At 46.7% G+C, this 16,748-nt stretch carries 12 protein-coding genes and 1 riboswitch; of the genes, 8 read left to right on the top strand and 4 right to left on the bottom strand.

Annotated elements, in window-relative coordinates:
• Positions 1-49 precede the first annotated feature (49 nt).
• Positions 50-2,113 (bottom strand): molybdopterin oxidoreductase family protein, encoded by a 2,064-nt coding sequence (locus tag OWN49_RS13320; protein WP_176283364.1) that lies wholly within the window; start codon positions 2,111-2,113, stop codon positions 50-52.
• A gap of 146 nt (positions 2,114-2,259) precedes the next feature.
• Positions 2,260-2,352: riboswitch (SAM riboswitch) on the top strand.
• A gap of 122 nt (positions 2,353-2,474) precedes the next feature.
• Between OWN49_RS13320 and OWN49_RS13315 the strand changes: the two genes are divergently transcribed.
• Genes OWN49_RS13315 through OWN49_RS13305 form a run of 3 tightly spaced genes read left to right on the top strand, consistent with a single transcriptional unit; the run spans position 2,475 to position 6,245 of the window.
• Complete coding sequence (locus OWN49_RS13315) at positions 2,475-3,491, top strand: 2-hydroxyacid dehydrogenase (protein WP_094247881.1); 1,017 nt, start codon at positions 2,475-2,477, stop codon at positions 3,489-3,491.
• Positions 3,484-4,950, top strand: coding sequence for an FGGY-family carbohydrate kinase (locus OWN49_RS13310; RefSeq protein WP_176283363.1), 1,467 nt, complete (start codon positions 3,484-3,486; stop codon positions 4,948-4,950). Before OWN49_RS13315 ends, OWN49_RS13310 begins: the two co-directional genes overlap by 8 nt.
• A gap of 47 nt (positions 4,951-4,997) precedes the next feature.
• Positions 4,998-6,245, top strand: a complete 1,248-nt coding sequence (locus OWN49_RS13305; protein WP_014305179.1) for an RbtT/DalT/CsbX family MFS transporter — start codon at positions 4,998-5,000, stop codon at positions 6,243-6,245.
• Between the two features lie 31 nt (positions 6,246-6,276).
• Here the strand turns inward: OWN49_RS13305 and OWN49_RS13300 are convergent, their stop codons facing one another.
• Positions 6,277-7,038 (bottom strand): hypothetical protein, encoded by a 762-nt coding sequence (locus tag OWN49_RS13300; protein WP_176283362.1) that lies wholly within the window; start codon positions 7,036-7,038, stop codon positions 6,277-6,279.
• A 65-nt stretch (positions 7,039-7,103) separates the two neighbouring features.
• Positions 7,104-7,409, bottom strand: a complete 306-nt coding sequence (locus tag OWN49_RS13295; RefSeq protein WP_176283361.1) for a DUF948 domain-containing protein — start codon at positions 7,407-7,409, stop codon at positions 7,104-7,106.
• 129 nt (positions 7,410-7,538) lie between these two features.
• Here OWN49_RS13295 and OWN49_RS13290 point away from each other — a divergent pair, with 129 nt between their 5' ends.
• The 4 genes from OWN49_RS13290 (at position 7,539) to proB (ending at position 11,077) form a co-directional block, all read left to right on the top strand.
• Positions 7,539-8,255: a 3-ketoacyl-ACP reductase gene (locus OWN49_RS13290; protein ID WP_015417604.1), complete on the top strand. Its 717-nt coding sequence runs from the start codon at positions 7,539-7,541 to the stop codon at positions 8,253-8,255.
• A gap of 285 nt (positions 8,256-8,540) precedes the next feature.
• A complete protein-coding gene (gene rtp / locus OWN49_RS13285; protein WP_003153833.1) occupies positions 8,541-8,909 on the top strand; it encodes a replication termination protein in 369 nt (122 codons plus the stop codon).
• Between the two features lie 176 nt (positions 8,910-9,085).
• Positions 9,086-9,934 carry a pyrroline-5-carboxylate reductase gene (gene proC, locus OWN49_RS13280; protein WP_014418088.1) on the top strand — a complete coding sequence of 283 codons (849 nt, stop codon included), beginning with the start codon at positions 9,086-9,088 and terminating at the stop codon, positions 9,932-9,934.
• Positions 9,935-9,958: 24 nt separating this feature from the next.
• A complete protein-coding gene (proB, locus tag OWN49_RS13275; RefSeq protein ID WP_176283360.1) occupies positions 9,959-11,077 on the top strand; it encodes a glutamate 5-kinase in 1,119 nt (372 codons plus the stop codon).
• A gap of 60 nt (positions 11,078-11,137) precedes the next feature.
• On the opposite strand, the gene OWN49_RS13270 is transcribed toward proB, so the two are convergent.
• Positions 11,138-12,040, bottom strand: a complete 903-nt coding sequence (locus OWN49_RS13270) for a LysR family transcriptional regulator (protein ID WP_025852255.1) — start codon at positions 12,038-12,040, stop codon at positions 11,138-11,140.
• 145 nt (positions 12,041-12,185) lie between these two features.
• On the opposite strand from OWN49_RS13270, the gene gltB reads away from it, so the two are divergent.
• A complete protein-coding gene (gltB, locus tag OWN49_RS13265) occupies positions 12,186-16,745 on the top strand; it encodes a glutamate synthase large subunit (RefSeq protein WP_176283359.1) in 4,560 nt (1,519 codons plus the stop codon).
• The last annotated feature ends 3 nt before the right edge of the window (positions 16,746-16,748 follow it).

Genomic DNA, 16,748 nt, shown 5'->3' with positions numbered 1-16,748 from the left:
GCGGTGAAGCCGGCCGAAGGATTCAGCCTTCAGCAAAACCGCCGGGCGTTTATTGCGGACGGTTTTGATTGCTGAGCTTTTCCACCTGCACCTTTCCGGAGAAGAAAACAGCACCTCCGCCCATATCCGCCAGCCGATCGGGCGTGAGTGAATTGACGAGCTGTTTTTTATCATCCATATCGGCCCAAAGACCTTGGCTCACCGCAACGCCGGGAAGCACCTGTTCGCCGACCGAAACAGTCAATTCGCACTCTCCGCGGTGATTCCAAACTCTAACGGTTTCTCCGTCTTCTATGTTCCGGCGTACAGCATCTTCTGTATGAATAAAAAGTTTTGGCGCTTTTTCCAGTTTTACGTGTTTTTCGTTATTTGAAAATGTCGAATTTAAAAAATTATGATTCGGTCCCGGGACAAATAAAAGCGGAAAATCGTCATCGCTCTCAAGAGGGATGTGTGTCGGCAGCGCCGGATAACCGTCCTGTTTCATCTTTTCCGAATATAATTCAATTCTTCCGCTCGGTGTCTTGAGCTTTCCCGGAAAAAGCGGTTTTTTCCGTTTGGCTTTCATAAAGGAATGGCGTGAGAGCGCCTCGTAATCAATATCCTCGATATACGGATTGTCGGGAAAGTCCAGCGCCTGTCTGATTAATTCTTCATCGGAATCCTGAAGCTCCTGCTCGGTAAATCCCATTGCTCCGGCAAGCAGACGGAACACTTCCGTATTCGATTTGCTGTCCCCGTAGGGTTCGATCACCGGTTTTTGCAGCTGAATAAAATGATGCCAGTAAGACGTGTAAAAATCCGTGTTTTCAAAAGCGGATGAAGCAGGGAGCACGATATCCGCATATTTGGCGGTTTCCGTTAAAAATAAATCGTGAACGACTGTAAATAAATCCTCCCGCAGCAGGCCTTTTCTGACTTTATTCGCTTCCGGCGCAACCACTGCGGGATTCGTACCGTAAATAAACAGGGAGCGCACGGGCGGTTTTGTTTCTAAAAGAACGCTTCCGAGCCTGTTCATATTAAATGATCGCGGCTTCCGGCCGTAAAGCAGATCAGGCCGCTGGAGCGCTTGTCTGTTATAGTTTAATACCGCGCTGTTGTGCTTGATTGCGCCTCCTCCGGTGTTGAGCCACTGTCCTGTAACAGCCGGAAGGCAGGCGACGGTGCGGACGATCATTCCGCCATTGTCATGGTGCTGAATGCCGTTTCCAATCCTGATAAGGGAAGGGGAGGTTTCCCCGTACATTCTCGCAAGGCGTCTGATATCGTCGGCTTTAACGCCAGTAATAGCAGAAACTGTTTCCGGATCATAGTGTTTAACATGCGCTTTTAATTCTTCACTGCCTTCGGTGTATTCTGTGAGAAATGCTTCATCGTGAAGGTTTTCGTCGAATAAGACATGCATGATACCGAGGGCGAGTGCGGCATCTGTGCCGGGGCGAATGGGAATAAACCAATCGGCAAGCCGGCCGGTTTGGTTCTTATGTACATCGATAACGACAATTTTAGCCCCTTTTTTCCGGGCTTTTTGAGCAATCATGATTTGGTGCATATTCGTGCTGACGGCATTGATCCCCCAAAAAATAAAGAGCTTTGCATGTATGGTCTCCTCCGGATCAGTACCCGCTCCTTCTCCCATTGTATAGTTATAACCTTCAGATCCGGCTTTGCTGCAAATCGTCCGTTCGAGATGACTCGCTCCGAGACGATGGAAAAAACGGCGGTCCATTCCCTCTGCCGCCAGTTTTCCCATATTGCCGTAAAAGCTGTACGGAAGAATGCTTTCCGCTCCTTCTTCGGCAATAAGCTCTTTCCAGCGCGAACTGATCGTATTGATTGCTTCCTCCCAGGAAATAGGCGCAAACGCGGCTTCACCTTTTTTACCGATCCGTTTTAACGGAATGGTTACGCGCTTCTCATCATAAATACGCTCAGCCATGTGTCTGACTTTGTTGCAAATATTCCCTGATGTGACCGGGTGATCGGGGTCTCCCTGAATGTTAATGATTTTTCCGTCTTTTTTTGTCACAAGCAAGCCGCATTGATCGGGACAGTCTAGGGAGCACACCGACTTAAAGACCCCGTTCGGCTGTGTTGCAGCAGAATTCATAGCCCATTTCTCCTCTTTGTTTATAATGTAAGCATTATAACATTTCAAAATCGAACGTCAATTCAGAAAAAAGTGTTGACATCACGGAAAGACTTTTCTATGATGAGTTTATTCTTTTAAACAGCCTGACAATTTCATCATTTTATTTTCTATCCAGAGAGGTGGAGGGACTGGCCCTATGAAACCTCGGCAACATTTATTGTGCCAATTCCAGCAAGCGTATGCTTGAAAGATAGGAAAGAATGGTCTATACATATTTGTGCGCTTCAAGCGTATAAAGACGGTATATGAATCTCTTTCCTTCTTTGAGGAAAGAGATTTTTTTTATGAAAAAATTTATGTGAAAAGGATGTTTTGCACCATGACGGTTTTAATTACCGCGCCATATCACGACGAGGGGCTGAAGGAGCTGACTGAGCTGTTCGGCCGGACTGTGCACCGGCCGTGGAAGAAGCACGGCCGGGCCTATCGGGAAGATGAATTAATCCGAATGATTCAAGAGACAAACGCGTCGGGGCTTATTACCGAACTTGATGAGGTGTCTGAGCGTGTTATTGACATATTGCCGGATTCCGCTTTTATCGGTGTCTGCAGAGGGATGCCGTCTAATGTGGATATTGCGGCGGCGACTAAAAGAAAAATCCCCGTTTTCTTTACACCGGCCCGCAATGCCCAGGCCGTTGCTGAAATGTTTATCGGAAATGTGATTTCATTTTTGCGTCATACGTATTCTTCCCATCAGTGGCTGAAGGACGGGAAGTGGAATGGTGATTATTTGCAGGCTTACGTCAAATTCAGAGGAAATGAGCTGACGGGGAAAACAGTCGGCCTTATCGGTTTCGGTGCTGTCGGACAGAGAATCGCCCGGCTATTGGCCGCTTTTGATTGCAAGGTGCTTTACTATGATCCATTTGTCCGTCATGAAAACCGGGAGTATGAAAAAACGACGATTGAACGGGTATTTTCTGAAAGTGATATTGTTTCCGTTCACTTGCCGCGCACAGAAGAAACCATCGGCCTTATCGGCGCCCGGCACTTTCAATTGATGAAACAGGAAGCTGTTTTTGTCAATACGTCAAGAGCGGCGGTTACAGACAGGGAAGAGCTGCTGCGGGTGCTGAAAGAACGGCGGATTAAGGGAGCGATCCTTGACGTGTTTTATCATGAACCGCCTGAATCTTCTGATTATGATTTGATCTCTTTGCCGAATGTGTTCGCGACTCCCCATTTAGCGGGCGCAACATTTGAAGTGGAAGATCATCATGTGAAGATTTTAAATGAAGCGCTTTTCAAATGGAAACAAGATCAAACCTGCTCAATACGTGAACTTTATAACAAAAGAGAACTTGAAACGGAAGGAGGAGGCTGTAATGGCTGAACAAAAAGGCTACCTTGTATTTGACATCGGGACGGGGAATGCGCGAGTTGCGGTCGTGACTGCCGGCGGCGAAGTGACCGCGCTTGAAAGGGAAGACATTGAATATGTGACGGATCCGCTTTATCCGGACGGACGATATTTCTCACCGGAAGGGTTATGGACGCAAATCAGCGCTATGGCAAGAAAGGCTATTGCCAAGAGCCCTCATATTACATTGATCGGAATCACCTCAACAAGCCAGAGGCAGGGAATCGTTCTGATCAATAAAGATAAAAAGGCATTTCTCGGTCTGCCCAACATTGATAACAGAGGGCGTGAATGGGAAGGCGGGATTGAAGCAGAAGAAGAAGTGCATCAGCAAACCGGACGTCTTCCGAGCGCTTTATTTTCCGCCATGAAACTTGTCGGATTAAAAGCCAGACAGCCGTCTTTATGGAAAGAAGTGAAGTACATCACAAGCGTCAGTGACTGGGTGACATTTGAGCTGAGCGGAATTTTAAGCTATGAACCGTCACAGGCTGCTGAAACACTGCTGTTTGACGTAAGGAAAAAGGCGTGGTCAGAGAAATTATGCAACATCTTCGGTGTGCCTTCTGCCATTCTTCCTTCACTCGTCCGATCTGGGACGGTTGTCGGAATGTTAACGTTTAAGAAAGCGGCGGTGCTCGGTCTTTCTGAAAGAGTGCCTGTGATTGCAGGCGGGGGAGACACACAGCTTGCCATCAAAAGTGCAGATGCAAAGCCGGGAGATATCGTCATCGTATCCGGCACAACGACGCCGATTACAAAGATAACAGCGGAGACCGGAACCGAAAGTTTAGAGAATGCATGGCTGAATTGCCATACAGAAGAAGGTCAATGGCTTCTTGAAACGAATCCGGGTGTAACAGGACTCAATTATCAAAAATTAAAATCCATTTTTTATCCGAATGAATCCTACAGCGTCATGGAACGGGAAATCGCAAGTCTGCCGAAACATGATCATGCCTGTATTTCTGCGTTAGGCTCCTATTTATCGCCTGAGAAAAACGCACTGGCAAAAGGCGGATTTATATTTGACGCTCCGCTGTCCCAAAACTTAAGCAGAGCCCATTTTGTTAAAGCCGCACTGCTGGAAATCGCTTTTTCAATCAAATGGAACTATGAGGCGTTAACAGAGGCGGCTTCCTTTTCACAAGATTATGTGAAGGTGTGCGGCGGCGGTTTCCAAAGTGATGCTTTGACGCAGTTTCTTGCTAACCTTCTTCAAAAGAAAATCTATAAGAGAGAGGGGTTCAGCCAGGCATCCGCAATGGGAGCGGTGATGATTTGCAACGAAGCTCTCGGTGTGAAAGCAGAGCTTTCGACCCGCACAAAGATAATTGAGCCGGAAGCGGATCAGACGGATCTCTTCCTATATGAAGAATGGAAACATGCGCAAAAATTATTTACTCATTTTCAGCCGGCGGTGAAAGCCTGACTTGGGGATGAGATGACAACATGAAAGATTGCTGAGGAGGAACAAAAATGCTTAATAAAATAGGAATTCCGAAACAGCTCGCCTGGGGATTTTTAGGGGTCGTGCTGTTTATGATGGGGGACGGCCTTGAACAAGGCTGGCTCAGCCCGTTTTTAGTTGAAAACGGCTTGACGGTACAGCAATCAGCATCCTTGTTTACGGTTTACGGTATTTCTCTTGCTGTGGCGTCGTGGTTTTCAGGGGTCTGCCTCGAAGCCTTCGGCGCAAAGCGGACGATGTTTATGGGGCTGTTGTTTTACGTCATCGGAACAGCCGCGTTTATCGCATACGGATTTGAGAATCTTAATTTGCCGGTGATGTATGTCACGTATTTTATTAAAGGGCTGGGTTACCCGCTGTTTGCCTATTCATTTTTGACATGGGTGATTTACCGGTCGCCGAAAAACAGGCTCAGTACGGCGGTCGGCTGGTTCTGGATTGCATATTGCTGCGGGATGTTTGTATTCGGTGCTTGGTATTCAAGCTGGGCCATCAAATCCTTCGGCTATTTGAATACGCTGTGGAGTTCAATTTTCTGGGTATGCCTCGGCGCGTTTTTTGCTTTGATTTTAAATAGGGACCGCTTTGAAAAGAAAAAGGCAGATAAGCGGGAAAAGGCGCAGGAATTAATGAAGGGAATCACCATCCTTGCTGAAAATCCGCGCGTGCTCTCTGGGGGGATCATTCGGATCATTAACAGCATCGGAACATACGGATTTCCGGTATTCCTCCCGATGCATATGGCGCAGCACGGCATTTCTACAAATGTATGGCTTCAAATTTGGGGAACGATCTTTCTCGGAAATATCGTTTTTAACTTAATATTCGGCGCAGTCGGCGATGCCTTCGGCTGGAAAAAGACCGTCATGTGGTTCGGAGGAGTGGGCTGCGGCATTTTTACTCTTTTATTATATTATGCTCCTGTTGTATCACATGGGAACTTGCTTTTCGTCAGCATAGTCGGTTTTATATGGGGAGGGCTCCTCGCCGGGTTCGTTCCGATCGGGGCTATCGTGCCGACGGCGGCCGGCAGCAATAAAGGTGCTGCCATGTCTGTGTTAAATCTGGCTGCGGGCCTGTCGGCATTTGTCGGCCCCGCGCTTGCCTGGGCGTTCATCGGGCTTGTCGGCGCACAAGGCGTTGTATGGATTTTCGCAGCGCTCTATTTCGTAAGTGCAATCTTGACAAATCAAATCAAAATACCTGAAGAGAAAACGGCAAAACACAATAAAGCATTGCCTGAATACGCTTCTTAACAGCAGCGCCCCGAAAATTCGGGGCGTTTTTTTACAGCTTCTGAAGAAACCCGGCAAACCGCTGAATTTGTTCACGTAACGATTGTTGGTTTTCGTGAAATTGTTTGAAACGATGTCCGTTTGCTCCGGACGGATGCGGGAAGCCTTCCAGAATGACCGCATGGCCCATTCTGCCGTTCTTCTTCAGCATGCGGCAGGCTGATTCTGCTGCTTTACCGAGAGGGACGAGCAGAATGTCCTTTTTCATCATTTCTATTTCATCCGGAAAACATGTCAGCGCATAACGGCTGAGAAGAGCTGATCTGCTGATTGCCGGCCGATGTCCAGTATAGTTTTTCTGTTTATAAAAAACAGGGTGTTTAATAACGGATGTCGTATGAAGCAGCTCCCGTTTTGAATCAAATAACCGGGATGAATCCTCAACGTGAAGCGCGGCCGGCAGACCGCATTCATTAAGCATTTCGATGATGTGCTGCCTCATGGAACCGGAAAGTCCGGCCGCTTTTTTTGTCTCATATGCTATCACCTCAAGAGATTCGCCGTTTTTTAAAAGCTGTGCCGCTGCTTTGTAAGCCCGCTGCATCTGAAAAAAACCGGGTGTAATTCCGGAGATGACAACCGCAGCATGTGGGTTGATATACTCATTATGAGGCGAATAATACATATCCAGATATCCGTCCTTGGCTAAATGGAACTCCGGAGTCAGCAAATCCGATTTTGTAAACCCTCCCGAAGATGATAATGCTTTAAGCTGCTGCAAAAAATGCGCAAGCCGCTCACGATCGCAAATCATGTTATGCCTCCTTGAATCCGCCAGTTTCTCTTAGTGTCATCAAAAACGTCGGATGACATGCAGGCTCATAAATCGCTTTTACCGGCGTTCCAGAGCATTTTCAGGACGTGAGGCGTTCCTTTAACTTCGGCTGCCGTCGTTTGCACGGCTGTTTTTTTAGTAAGAAAGTCTTCCTGCAGTTCTTTCTGCTTTTGTGATAACAAACGGGTTTCTGTTTTGATTTCTTCAACGGACGTCTGCATAGACGCTGTCGCGGCGTTAATCTTCTTTATATCAGGCGCTGTGTTTCTTTTAAAATGCACGGCGGATACGGCTGCATAAATTAATGCGGCAGCCGCAACGGCAGCACTGATATACAAAATGATGATCATCTGCTTTTCACTCCTTTTTTTCAGTTGATACCCTTTACGGATCGTGCTGAATCATTTTATTTGCTAATTGTTTTTTTTCTGCTTATAATGTGAAATCGTACATAAGGACATTCAGAAAGGGTGAAAGACATGGAAAGCCTACAAAACAAAACGGCTCTTATCACTGGTGCGGGCAGAGGAATCGGCCGCGCCGCCGCTATCGCTTTAGCAAAAGAAGGAGTCAATATCGGTTTAATCGGCCGTACAGAAGCAAATGTCGAAAAGGTTGCGGAAGAAGTGAAAGCCCTTGGTGTAAAGGCATCATTCGCTGCTGCCGATGTGAAAAATCAAAAAGAGGTTGAACAAGCCGTCTCCTCTATTAAAGAAGAACTCGGTGAGGTTGACATCCTGATTAACAATGCCGGAATCAGCAAATTCGGCGGATTTTTGGATCTTACGCCTGAAGAGTGGGAAGACATCATTCAAGTTAATGTAATGGGTGTATACCACGTGACACGCGCCGTTCTTCCTGAAATGATTGAGAGAAAATCAGGAGATATCATTAATATTTCTTCTACGGCGGGCCAAAGAGGCGCCGCGGCGACAAGTGCGTACAGCGCTTCTAAATTTGCCGTTCTCGGTCTGACCGAATCTCTCATGCAGGAAGTCAGAAAACACAATATCCGTGTCAGCGCAATGACTCCGAGCACGGTTGCAAGCGACATGTCTATTGAATTAAATCTGACAGACGGCAATCCGGAAAAAGTCATGCAGCCTGAGGATCTTGCAGAATATATGGTTGCTCAATTGAAATTACATCCGCGCATTTTCATCAAAACGGCCGGTTTGTGGTCAACTAATCCTTAAACAAAAGGGGACCTGTCTTCGTGACGGGTCTTTTTTTGTTTCCGCAACCCGATTAAATAGGCATAAAGATCCGTTTTTGCAGAAAAAAGAGTGAAAAAGAAACCGATATCAGCTATAATTAAACTAAATAAACTATGTACCAAATGTTCAATAAGATTATTTTTCCCCGCATCCAAAAAACAAATCAATACAAACCAAACTGTCCGAACAATAAAAGGGAAAACGGGATATAAAGAGAATATTTAGTACATGGAATAATTTGTTAGAAGGAAGGGCGTGCACATATTGAAAGAAGAAAAAAGAAGTTCAACCGGTTTTTTAGTGAAACAAAGAGCCTTTTTAAAGCTTTACATGATTACAATGACAGAGCAGGAACGGCTTTACGGACTGAAGCTTCTCGAGGTGCTGCGTTCGGAATTTAAACCCATCGGTTTTAAGCCGAATCATACCGAGGTGTACCGTTCACTTCACGAACTTTTGGATGACGGGATTTTAAAGCAAGTAAAAGTGAAAAAGGAGGGAGCCAAACTCCAGGAAGTCGTTCTCTATCAATTTAAAGACTATGAAGCAGCGAAGCTTTACAAAAAACAGCTGAAGACAGAGCTTGACCGCTGCAAAAAGCTGATAGAAAAAGCCATTTCAGATAATTTTTAAATCCGGCCGGAACGCACCCGGCCTCCCGGGCTCTAAAGGTTTGTTCTGTGATTCATTATACATAATAACAGGCTCGGAACAATACATATCAATAAAACCTTCAAACTTGACATCGACTCCTGAAGTGGTAACATAAAAAACGTGTGAAAAATACGAACAAAATACGAACAAGGGAGATGTTACCGATCTTAGATCAAAAGAAAGTTGCTTTTATCGGAGCAGGATCAATGGCTGAAGGAATGATATCAGGCATGGTCCGCGCAAAAAAAATTCCCAACCAAAACATCTGCGTGACAAACCGCCGCAATACAGAGCGACTCGCTGAATTGGAACATCAATACGGAATTCAAGGCATTGCTTTTGACAGCATGAAAACCGAAGACATTGATGTCTTTATTTTAGCCATGAAACCGAAGGATGCTGAAATCGCTCTTGCTACGCTGAAACGGCGTATTCAACCTCATCAAATCATCCTGTCTGTTCTGGCAGGCATAACAACCTCATTTATACAACAATCATTACATGACCGTCAGCCAGTTGTAAGAGTGATGCCGAACACATCCAGCATGATCGGCGAATCGGCAACAGCTGCGGCTTTCGGAGACCATGTCTCTTACGGTTCAGCAAAAACCGCGGTATCCCTTTTGGAATGCCTCGGGGAAGTGTACGTGATCAAGGAAGATCAGATGGACATTTTCACCGGCATCGCAGGCAGCGGACCGGCGTACTTCTATTATTTAATGGAGTTTATTGAAAAAGCAGGTGAAGAAGCCGGCTTAGACAAACGGCTGTCCCGCAAAATCGGCGCGCAAACGTTATTGGGCGCTGCTAAAATGCTGATGGAAACGGGTGAAAAACCGGATGTGCTTCGGGAAAACATCACCTCTCCAAACGGCACGACGGAAGCCGGCCTCGATGCGCTCAGGTCAGAAGGCGGCGGAGAAGCCATTGCCAAAGCCATTAAACATGCGACCGAACGTTCTATTGAGATCAGCAAAACAATTGAAAAAACGGCAGCACTATAATCGTTAAAAAACAGGAGTGATACAGTGACGTCTCGGACGAAGATCAAAAGAGTCGCGGTGAAAATCGGAAGCAGCTCACTGACGAGCCTGCACGGGGAAATCAGCAGAAGAAAGCTGGAAGCATTGGTGGATCAAATCGCACAGCTGAAAGACAGCGGCTATGAAGTGATTTTAATATCTTCCGGCGCAGTGGCGGCAGGTTATCGGAAGCTCGGATTTATTCAGAAACCAGAAGGCCTCCCTGAAAAACAGGCTTCTGCTTCCATCGGGCAGGGATTATTAATGGAGGCTTATTCAAAGCTGTTTTTAGCGCACGGTTATGTCGCATCACAAATATTAATTACAAGAAGCGACTTTTCCGATGAATACCGCTACCATAATGTGCGCAATACGATGAACGTCCTTTTGGAACGAGGCATTATTCCGATTATTAATGAAAATGACACGGTCACAGTCAACCGGCTGAAATTCGGAGATAACGATACACTCGCAGCGAAGGTGGCAGGTTTAATTGATGCCGACATGCTTGTAATTTTATCAGACATTGACGGTTTATATGATGATAATCCGCGCAGCAACCCGAAAGCGAAAAGAATCAGACATGTAAGCGACATCACTCCGGAAATAGAAGCAAGCGCGGGAGATGCCGGGAGTGAAATGGGAACCGGCGGAATGCGTTCGAAACTGGATGCTTTTAAAATTGTGATGGCCTCCGGTATTAAAGGCTTTCTCGGGCAGGCTAACATCCCGGACATTCTGCTTCAAGCGGTAGATGAGGCGGCTGAAGGAACTTATTTTGAAGCGGAAGGAACCCTGCCGTTAAACCACAAAGAACAATGGCTTGCATTTAATTCCGGCCCCGAAGGCGAAATTGTGATGGAAAAGAAAAGCAGCAACGATGTCGCGAACGGAAATATGGCACTGTCACCGCAGGATATCGAACAGATTAAGGGCAGATTCAGCAGCGGAGCGGTTGTCAGGCTGCTTGATCAGCAGGGAGAAGAGCTCGGACTCGGCATCGTCAACTATTCCTCAGCCCAGCTGAAGACATTTAAAGAAACGCCGCACAAACAGACCGATCAATCAGTCATTGATCCGGAAGCGTTTGTCTGCCACGTTGAACTATCCATTCCGATCGGCTGAGAAAGATCTATAAAAATATGAAAAAGCCCGAGGCTTCGTTTTGAAGCTCGGGTTTGTTTTTTATTGATATTGTTCAAGTTTGGAGAAAAATTGAATGACAAAATGATAGAAATCATTTGCAGACGGAGCCAGTTCTCTTCCTTCTGGTTTAATAATGCCTACGGTGCGCTTCACTTGAGGAAATTCAATCGGAATTTTGACCGTGAACCGGGGTGTGGTTTCTGCAAAGGTGCTTTCAGGTAATAAAGTAACTCCCATCCCCGCGGAGACTAATCCTTTAATGGCATCTAAATCCTCGCCTTCCGTCGATACAAGCGGCGCAAAGCCGGCCTGTCTGCAAGCGTCAATCGCCATGTTTCGGAGAATAAACCCTTCGGGAAATAAAACGAATTGGTCGCCGCGCAGATCAATTAAATGAATATTTTTCTGTTTGGCAAGCGGATGATGCAGCGGAACAAGCGCGTAAATCTTTTCCGTGAATAAGATATTGCCTGTTATGTCGGGGAATTCCGTGGGAACGGGGCCGAGCAGCGCAGCATCTATATCCCTGTTTCTTACCGCTTCGATTAAAAACTTATAAGAACCCTGGCGGAGCAAAAACTCAACGTTCGGGTATTCCTCTTTAAATGCCGAAATCACAGTCGGCAAAAGCTGGCTTGCAAGGCTCGTCGGAAATCCTATTTTGACGGTTCCGCGATTCGGATCAAGATATTCATCAATTTGTTCCTTCGCATAATCAATTGCTTTCATCGCGGTTTTAACATGTTCTAAAAATTGTTTGCCGATCGGCGTTAATTTAATATTTCTGCCTTCCCGTTCAAATAAAGTGACTTTCAGCTCTTCTTCAAGATTTGCAATCTGCCGGCTGATGGCGGATTGTGCGACATGCAGATGATCAGCCGCTTCTGACACATGTTCCCGTTCTGCTACCTCCATAAAATACCGAAGCTGGCGTAATTCCATTGCGTTCACACCCATCTATCTCATTTTGAGATGTATTTGATCTAAATTATATATTGTTTATATTGTTTTGAAAACTTACAATTAATTTAAAGTTGTCAGATTTTATGACCGATAATTAACGGAAACTGATCGGGGGAGAGGAATTATGACTTACAATCAAATGCCGAAAGCACAAGGTCTCTACCGTCCGGAATTTGAGCACGATGCATGCGGAATCGGCTTGTATGCCCATTTAAAAGGGAAACCTTCACATGACATTGTCAAAAAAGGACTGAAGATGCTTTGCCAGCTGGATCACAGAGGAGGACAGGGCAGTGATCCGAATACGGGTGACGGCGCCGGCCTGATGGTTCAGATCCCTGATGCTTTTTTTAAGAAAGAGTGCGGAGAAATGAAGCTGCCGGAAAAAGGCCGTTACGGGGTAGGAATGGTCTTTTTCTCGCAAAATGAAGAGGAAAGAAAAAAGATCGAAAAACAGGTGAATGCATTCATTGAGCAGGAAGGACAGATTGTTCTCGGCTGGAGAACCGTCCCTGTAAATGTCGGAAAAATCGGAACAGTGGCACAAAGCACTTGCCCGTATGTGCGTCAAGTATTTATCGGAGCCGCAAACGATTTGAAAGACAGCCTTGCTTTTGAACGCAAACTGTATGTCATCCGGAAGCAGGCGGAAAATTGGGGCGTTCAAGAACAGCTTGATTTTTACTTCGCAAGCTTGTCAAGCCAGACTATTGTTTATAAAGGGTTGTTAACGCCTGAGCAGGTTGACGCTTTTTATTTGGATTTGCAGGATGAAACCTTCGTATCTGCATTTTCACTCGTGCATTCAAGATTCAGCACAAATACCTTTCCTACTTGGGAACGTGCCCATCCGAACCGCTATCTGATTCATAACGGAGAAATCAATACGCTTCGGGGCAACATCAATTGGATGAGAGCGAGGGAGCAGCAGTTCGTTTCAGAAAGCTTCGGAGACGATCTTCACAAAGTGCTGCCGATTTTAAATGCTGAGGGCAGTGACTCATCTATTCTTGATAATGCGTTTGAATTTTTCGTGATGGCGGGGCGGAAACCGGCACATACGGCAATGATGCTGATTCCGGAACCATGGACAGAAAACACTCACATGTCTAAAGCGAAACGGGCTTTTTATGAATATCACAGCTCTTTAATGGAGCCGTGGGACGGGCCGACCGCCATTTCGTTTACGGACGGAAAACAGATCGGCGCCATCCTTGACCGTAACGGCCTGCGTCCGGCACGTTACTATGTGACAAAAGATGACCATATTATTTTCTCATCTGAGGTCGGCGTTATTGAAGTGGAGCAGGAGAACATTCTTCATAAAAAACGTCTGGAGCCCGGAAAAATGCTGCTCATTGACTTAGAGGAAGGCCGGATTATTTCAGATGAAGAAGTAAAAACAGAAATCGCCAATGAATTCCCGTATCAAAAATGGCTTGAAGAAGAATTGGTTCAAGTGAATCCTGACCCGGAAATCCGGGAAGAGGAACAATTCGATGATCTTCTCGTCCGTCAAAAAGCGTTCGGCTATACGTATGAAGATATTCAGAAGTATTTAATTCCTGTTATTAAAGAAGGCAAGGACCCGCTCGGCTCTATGGGAAATGATTCGCCGCTCGCCGTTTTATCCGATCGCGCCCAATCACTGTTTCATTACTTTAAACAGCTGTTTGCGCAAGTCACAAACCCGCCGATTGACGCGATCCGCGAGCAGCTTGTGACCTCTACGGTGACATGGCTTGGAGCTGAAGGCGATCTGCTGCATCCGAGTGAAAGAAATGCACGCCGCATAAAATTGTATACTCCTGTATTATCAAACGAACAGTTTTATGCGCTGAAAACACTTGTGCACCCTGACATTAAGAGCCAGAACATCCGCACGCTGTTTTCCGATGACCTGGAAAAAGGCCTGAAGGATTTGTTTCAGCAAGCGGAAAAAGCGATCAAGGAAGGCGTATCTCTGTTAATTTTATCTGACAGGGCAATGAGTAGGGAATTGACGCCGATTCCGCCGCTTTTGGCCGTCAGTGCGCTGCATCAGCATTTGATCCGTCAAGGCCTGCGAACAAAAGCAAGCATTATCGTTGAATCCGGGGAAGCGCGTGAAGTTCATCACTTTGCGGCTCTCATCGGGTATGGTGCCGATGCTGTCAATCCGTATTTGACTTATGCTACGTATAAGCAGGAAATCGATGAAGGCCGGCTTGATATTCCGTATGAAGAAGCTGTCAGCAAATACGGAAAGAGCGTAACAGAAGGCGTCGTGAAAGTGATGTCAAAAATGGGGATTTCAACTGTGCAAAGTTACAGGGGCGCCCAAATTTTTGAAGCGGTCGGCATCGGTGAAGACGTTATCGCCAAATACTTTACCGGTACTGCATCTCAGCTTGGCGGAATCGATATTGAGACGATTGCGCAAGAAGCGAAACAGCGCCACCAAGCGGCGTACAAGGATGATTACAGCCAAACTCTTGATCCGGGAAGTGAATTCCAATGGCGGAACGGGGGAGAGCACCACGCTTTCAACCCGAAAACCATCCATACGCTGCAATGGGCCTGCCGAAAAAATGATTACAGCCTGTTTAAGCAGTATTCTCAAGCAGCGGATGAAGAACGAATCGGATTTTTACGCAATCTGTTCGCCTTCAAAGAAGACCGCAAGCCTTTAAAATTAGAGGAAGTTGAATCAGCTGCGTCCATCGTGAAACGTTTTAAAACAGGAGCGATGTCATTCGGTTCATTAAGCAAGGAAGCCCATGAGGCTTTAGCGATAGCGATGAACAGGCTTGGCGGAAAAAGCAACAGCGGAGAAGGCGGCGAGGACCCGAAACGTTTCGTTCCGGATGAAAATGGCGACGACAGAAGAAGTGCGATTAAACAGATCGCTTCCGGCCGTTTCGGCGTAAAGAGCCATTATCTCGTCAATGCGGATGAATTGCAGATCAAAATGGCGCAAGGGGCGAAGCCGGGAGAAGGCGGTCAGCTTCCGGGGAACAAAGTATATCCTTGGGTCGCGGATGTCCGCGGTTCTACACCAGGTGTAGGGCTGATCTCACCGCCTCCTCACCATGATATTTATTCAATTGAAGATTTGGCGCAGCTGATCCATGATTTAAAAAATGCAAATCGAAGCGCGCGAATCAGCGTCAAGCTCGTGTCAAAAGCCGGTGTCGGCACGATTGCGGCCGGTGTGGCAAAAGGCACTGCGGATGTCATCGTCATCAGCGGCTACGATGGCGGAACGGGCGCATCGCCGAAAACGAGTATTAAACATACGGGTCTTCCGTGGGAGCTTGGTCTTGCAGAAGCTCACCAAACGCTGATGCTGAACGGCTTACGGGATCGCGTAGTATTGGAAACGGACGGTAAGCTGATGACAGGCCGAGATGTCGTGATGGCCGCCTTGCTCGGTGCGGAGGAATTCGGCTTTGCTACAGCGCCGCTTGTCGTTCTCGGCTGCGTCATGATGCGCGCCTGCCATTTAGATACATGTCCTGTAGGTGTCGCGACGCAAAATCCGGAGCTCCGCAAAAAATTCATGGGCGATCCTGACCATATCGTAAATTACATGCTGTTTGTCGCAGAAGAAGTGCGTGAATATATGGCGCAGTTAGGCTTTAAGACGCTTGATGAAATGATCGGACGGACAGACGTTCTTCATGTCAGTGAACGTGCGAAAGCGCATTGGAAAGCGGGACAGCTTGATTTATCCACACTGCTGTACCAGCCTGAAGGCGTACGCACTTTCCGTACGGCGCAAAACCATAAAATCGACGAGTCGCTTGATATGACGGTTATTCTTCCGGCGGTGCAGGCTGCAATTGAAGCCGGTCAGGAAGCGGAAGCTGAAATCAAGATCAATAATACAAATCGCGTAGCCGGAACCGTGACGGGAAGTGAAATTTCTAAACGCTACGGAGCGGAAGGCCTGCCGGATGATACGATCAGACTTCATTTTACCGGATCAGCCGGACAGAGTTTCGGAGCATTTGTCCCTAAAGGGATGACGCTTCATTTGAACGGGGATTCAAATGACTACGTAGGCAAAGGGCTTTCAGGCGGAAAAATCATCGTGAAAGCGCCTGATGCCTTCAATTGTGAAACACACGATAACGTTATTATCGGGAACGTCGCATTTTACGGAGCAACAAGCGGGGAAGCGTACATTAACGGGCGCGCCGGTGAACGTTTTGCAGTCCGTAACAGCGGAGTCAATGTCGTTGTAGAAGGTATCGGAGACCACGGCTGTGAATACATGACAGGCGGCCGGGTTGTCGTTCTCGGCGAAGTCGGCAAAAACTTCGGGGCGGGAATGTCAGGCGGTATCGCATACGTCCTGAGTGAAGATGCCAAAGCATTTAAACGCAAATGCAACATGGAAATGATTTCATTTGAAAAGCTGACGGATGAGGCGGAGATCAAAGAAGTGCAAGAAATGGTCAAACGGCATGCGGCGCTGACAAACAGCAAAAAAGCCGCAGATCTCCTGGACAATTGGGAAAAAGCCGCAGAAACCTTTATCAAAATCATTCCGAAAAACTATAAACAAATGCTCCTCAGCATCGAAGAACAAAAAGCGGCGGGTTTATCAGAAGAAGACGCAATTATGTATGCTTTTGAAGCCAATACAAAGGTCCTCCAAACGCCTGCCAAAGATCAAAAACAAGCGGTAGTACAGTAAGAA

Source organism: Bacillus sp. NEAU-242-2, from assembly GCF_027853835.1.
GTDB classification, from domain to species: domain Bacteria; phylum Bacillota; class Bacilli; order Bacillales; family Bacillaceae; genus Bacillus; species Bacillus velezensis.
This window is presented reverse-complemented; position numbering and strand designations above follow the sequence as displayed.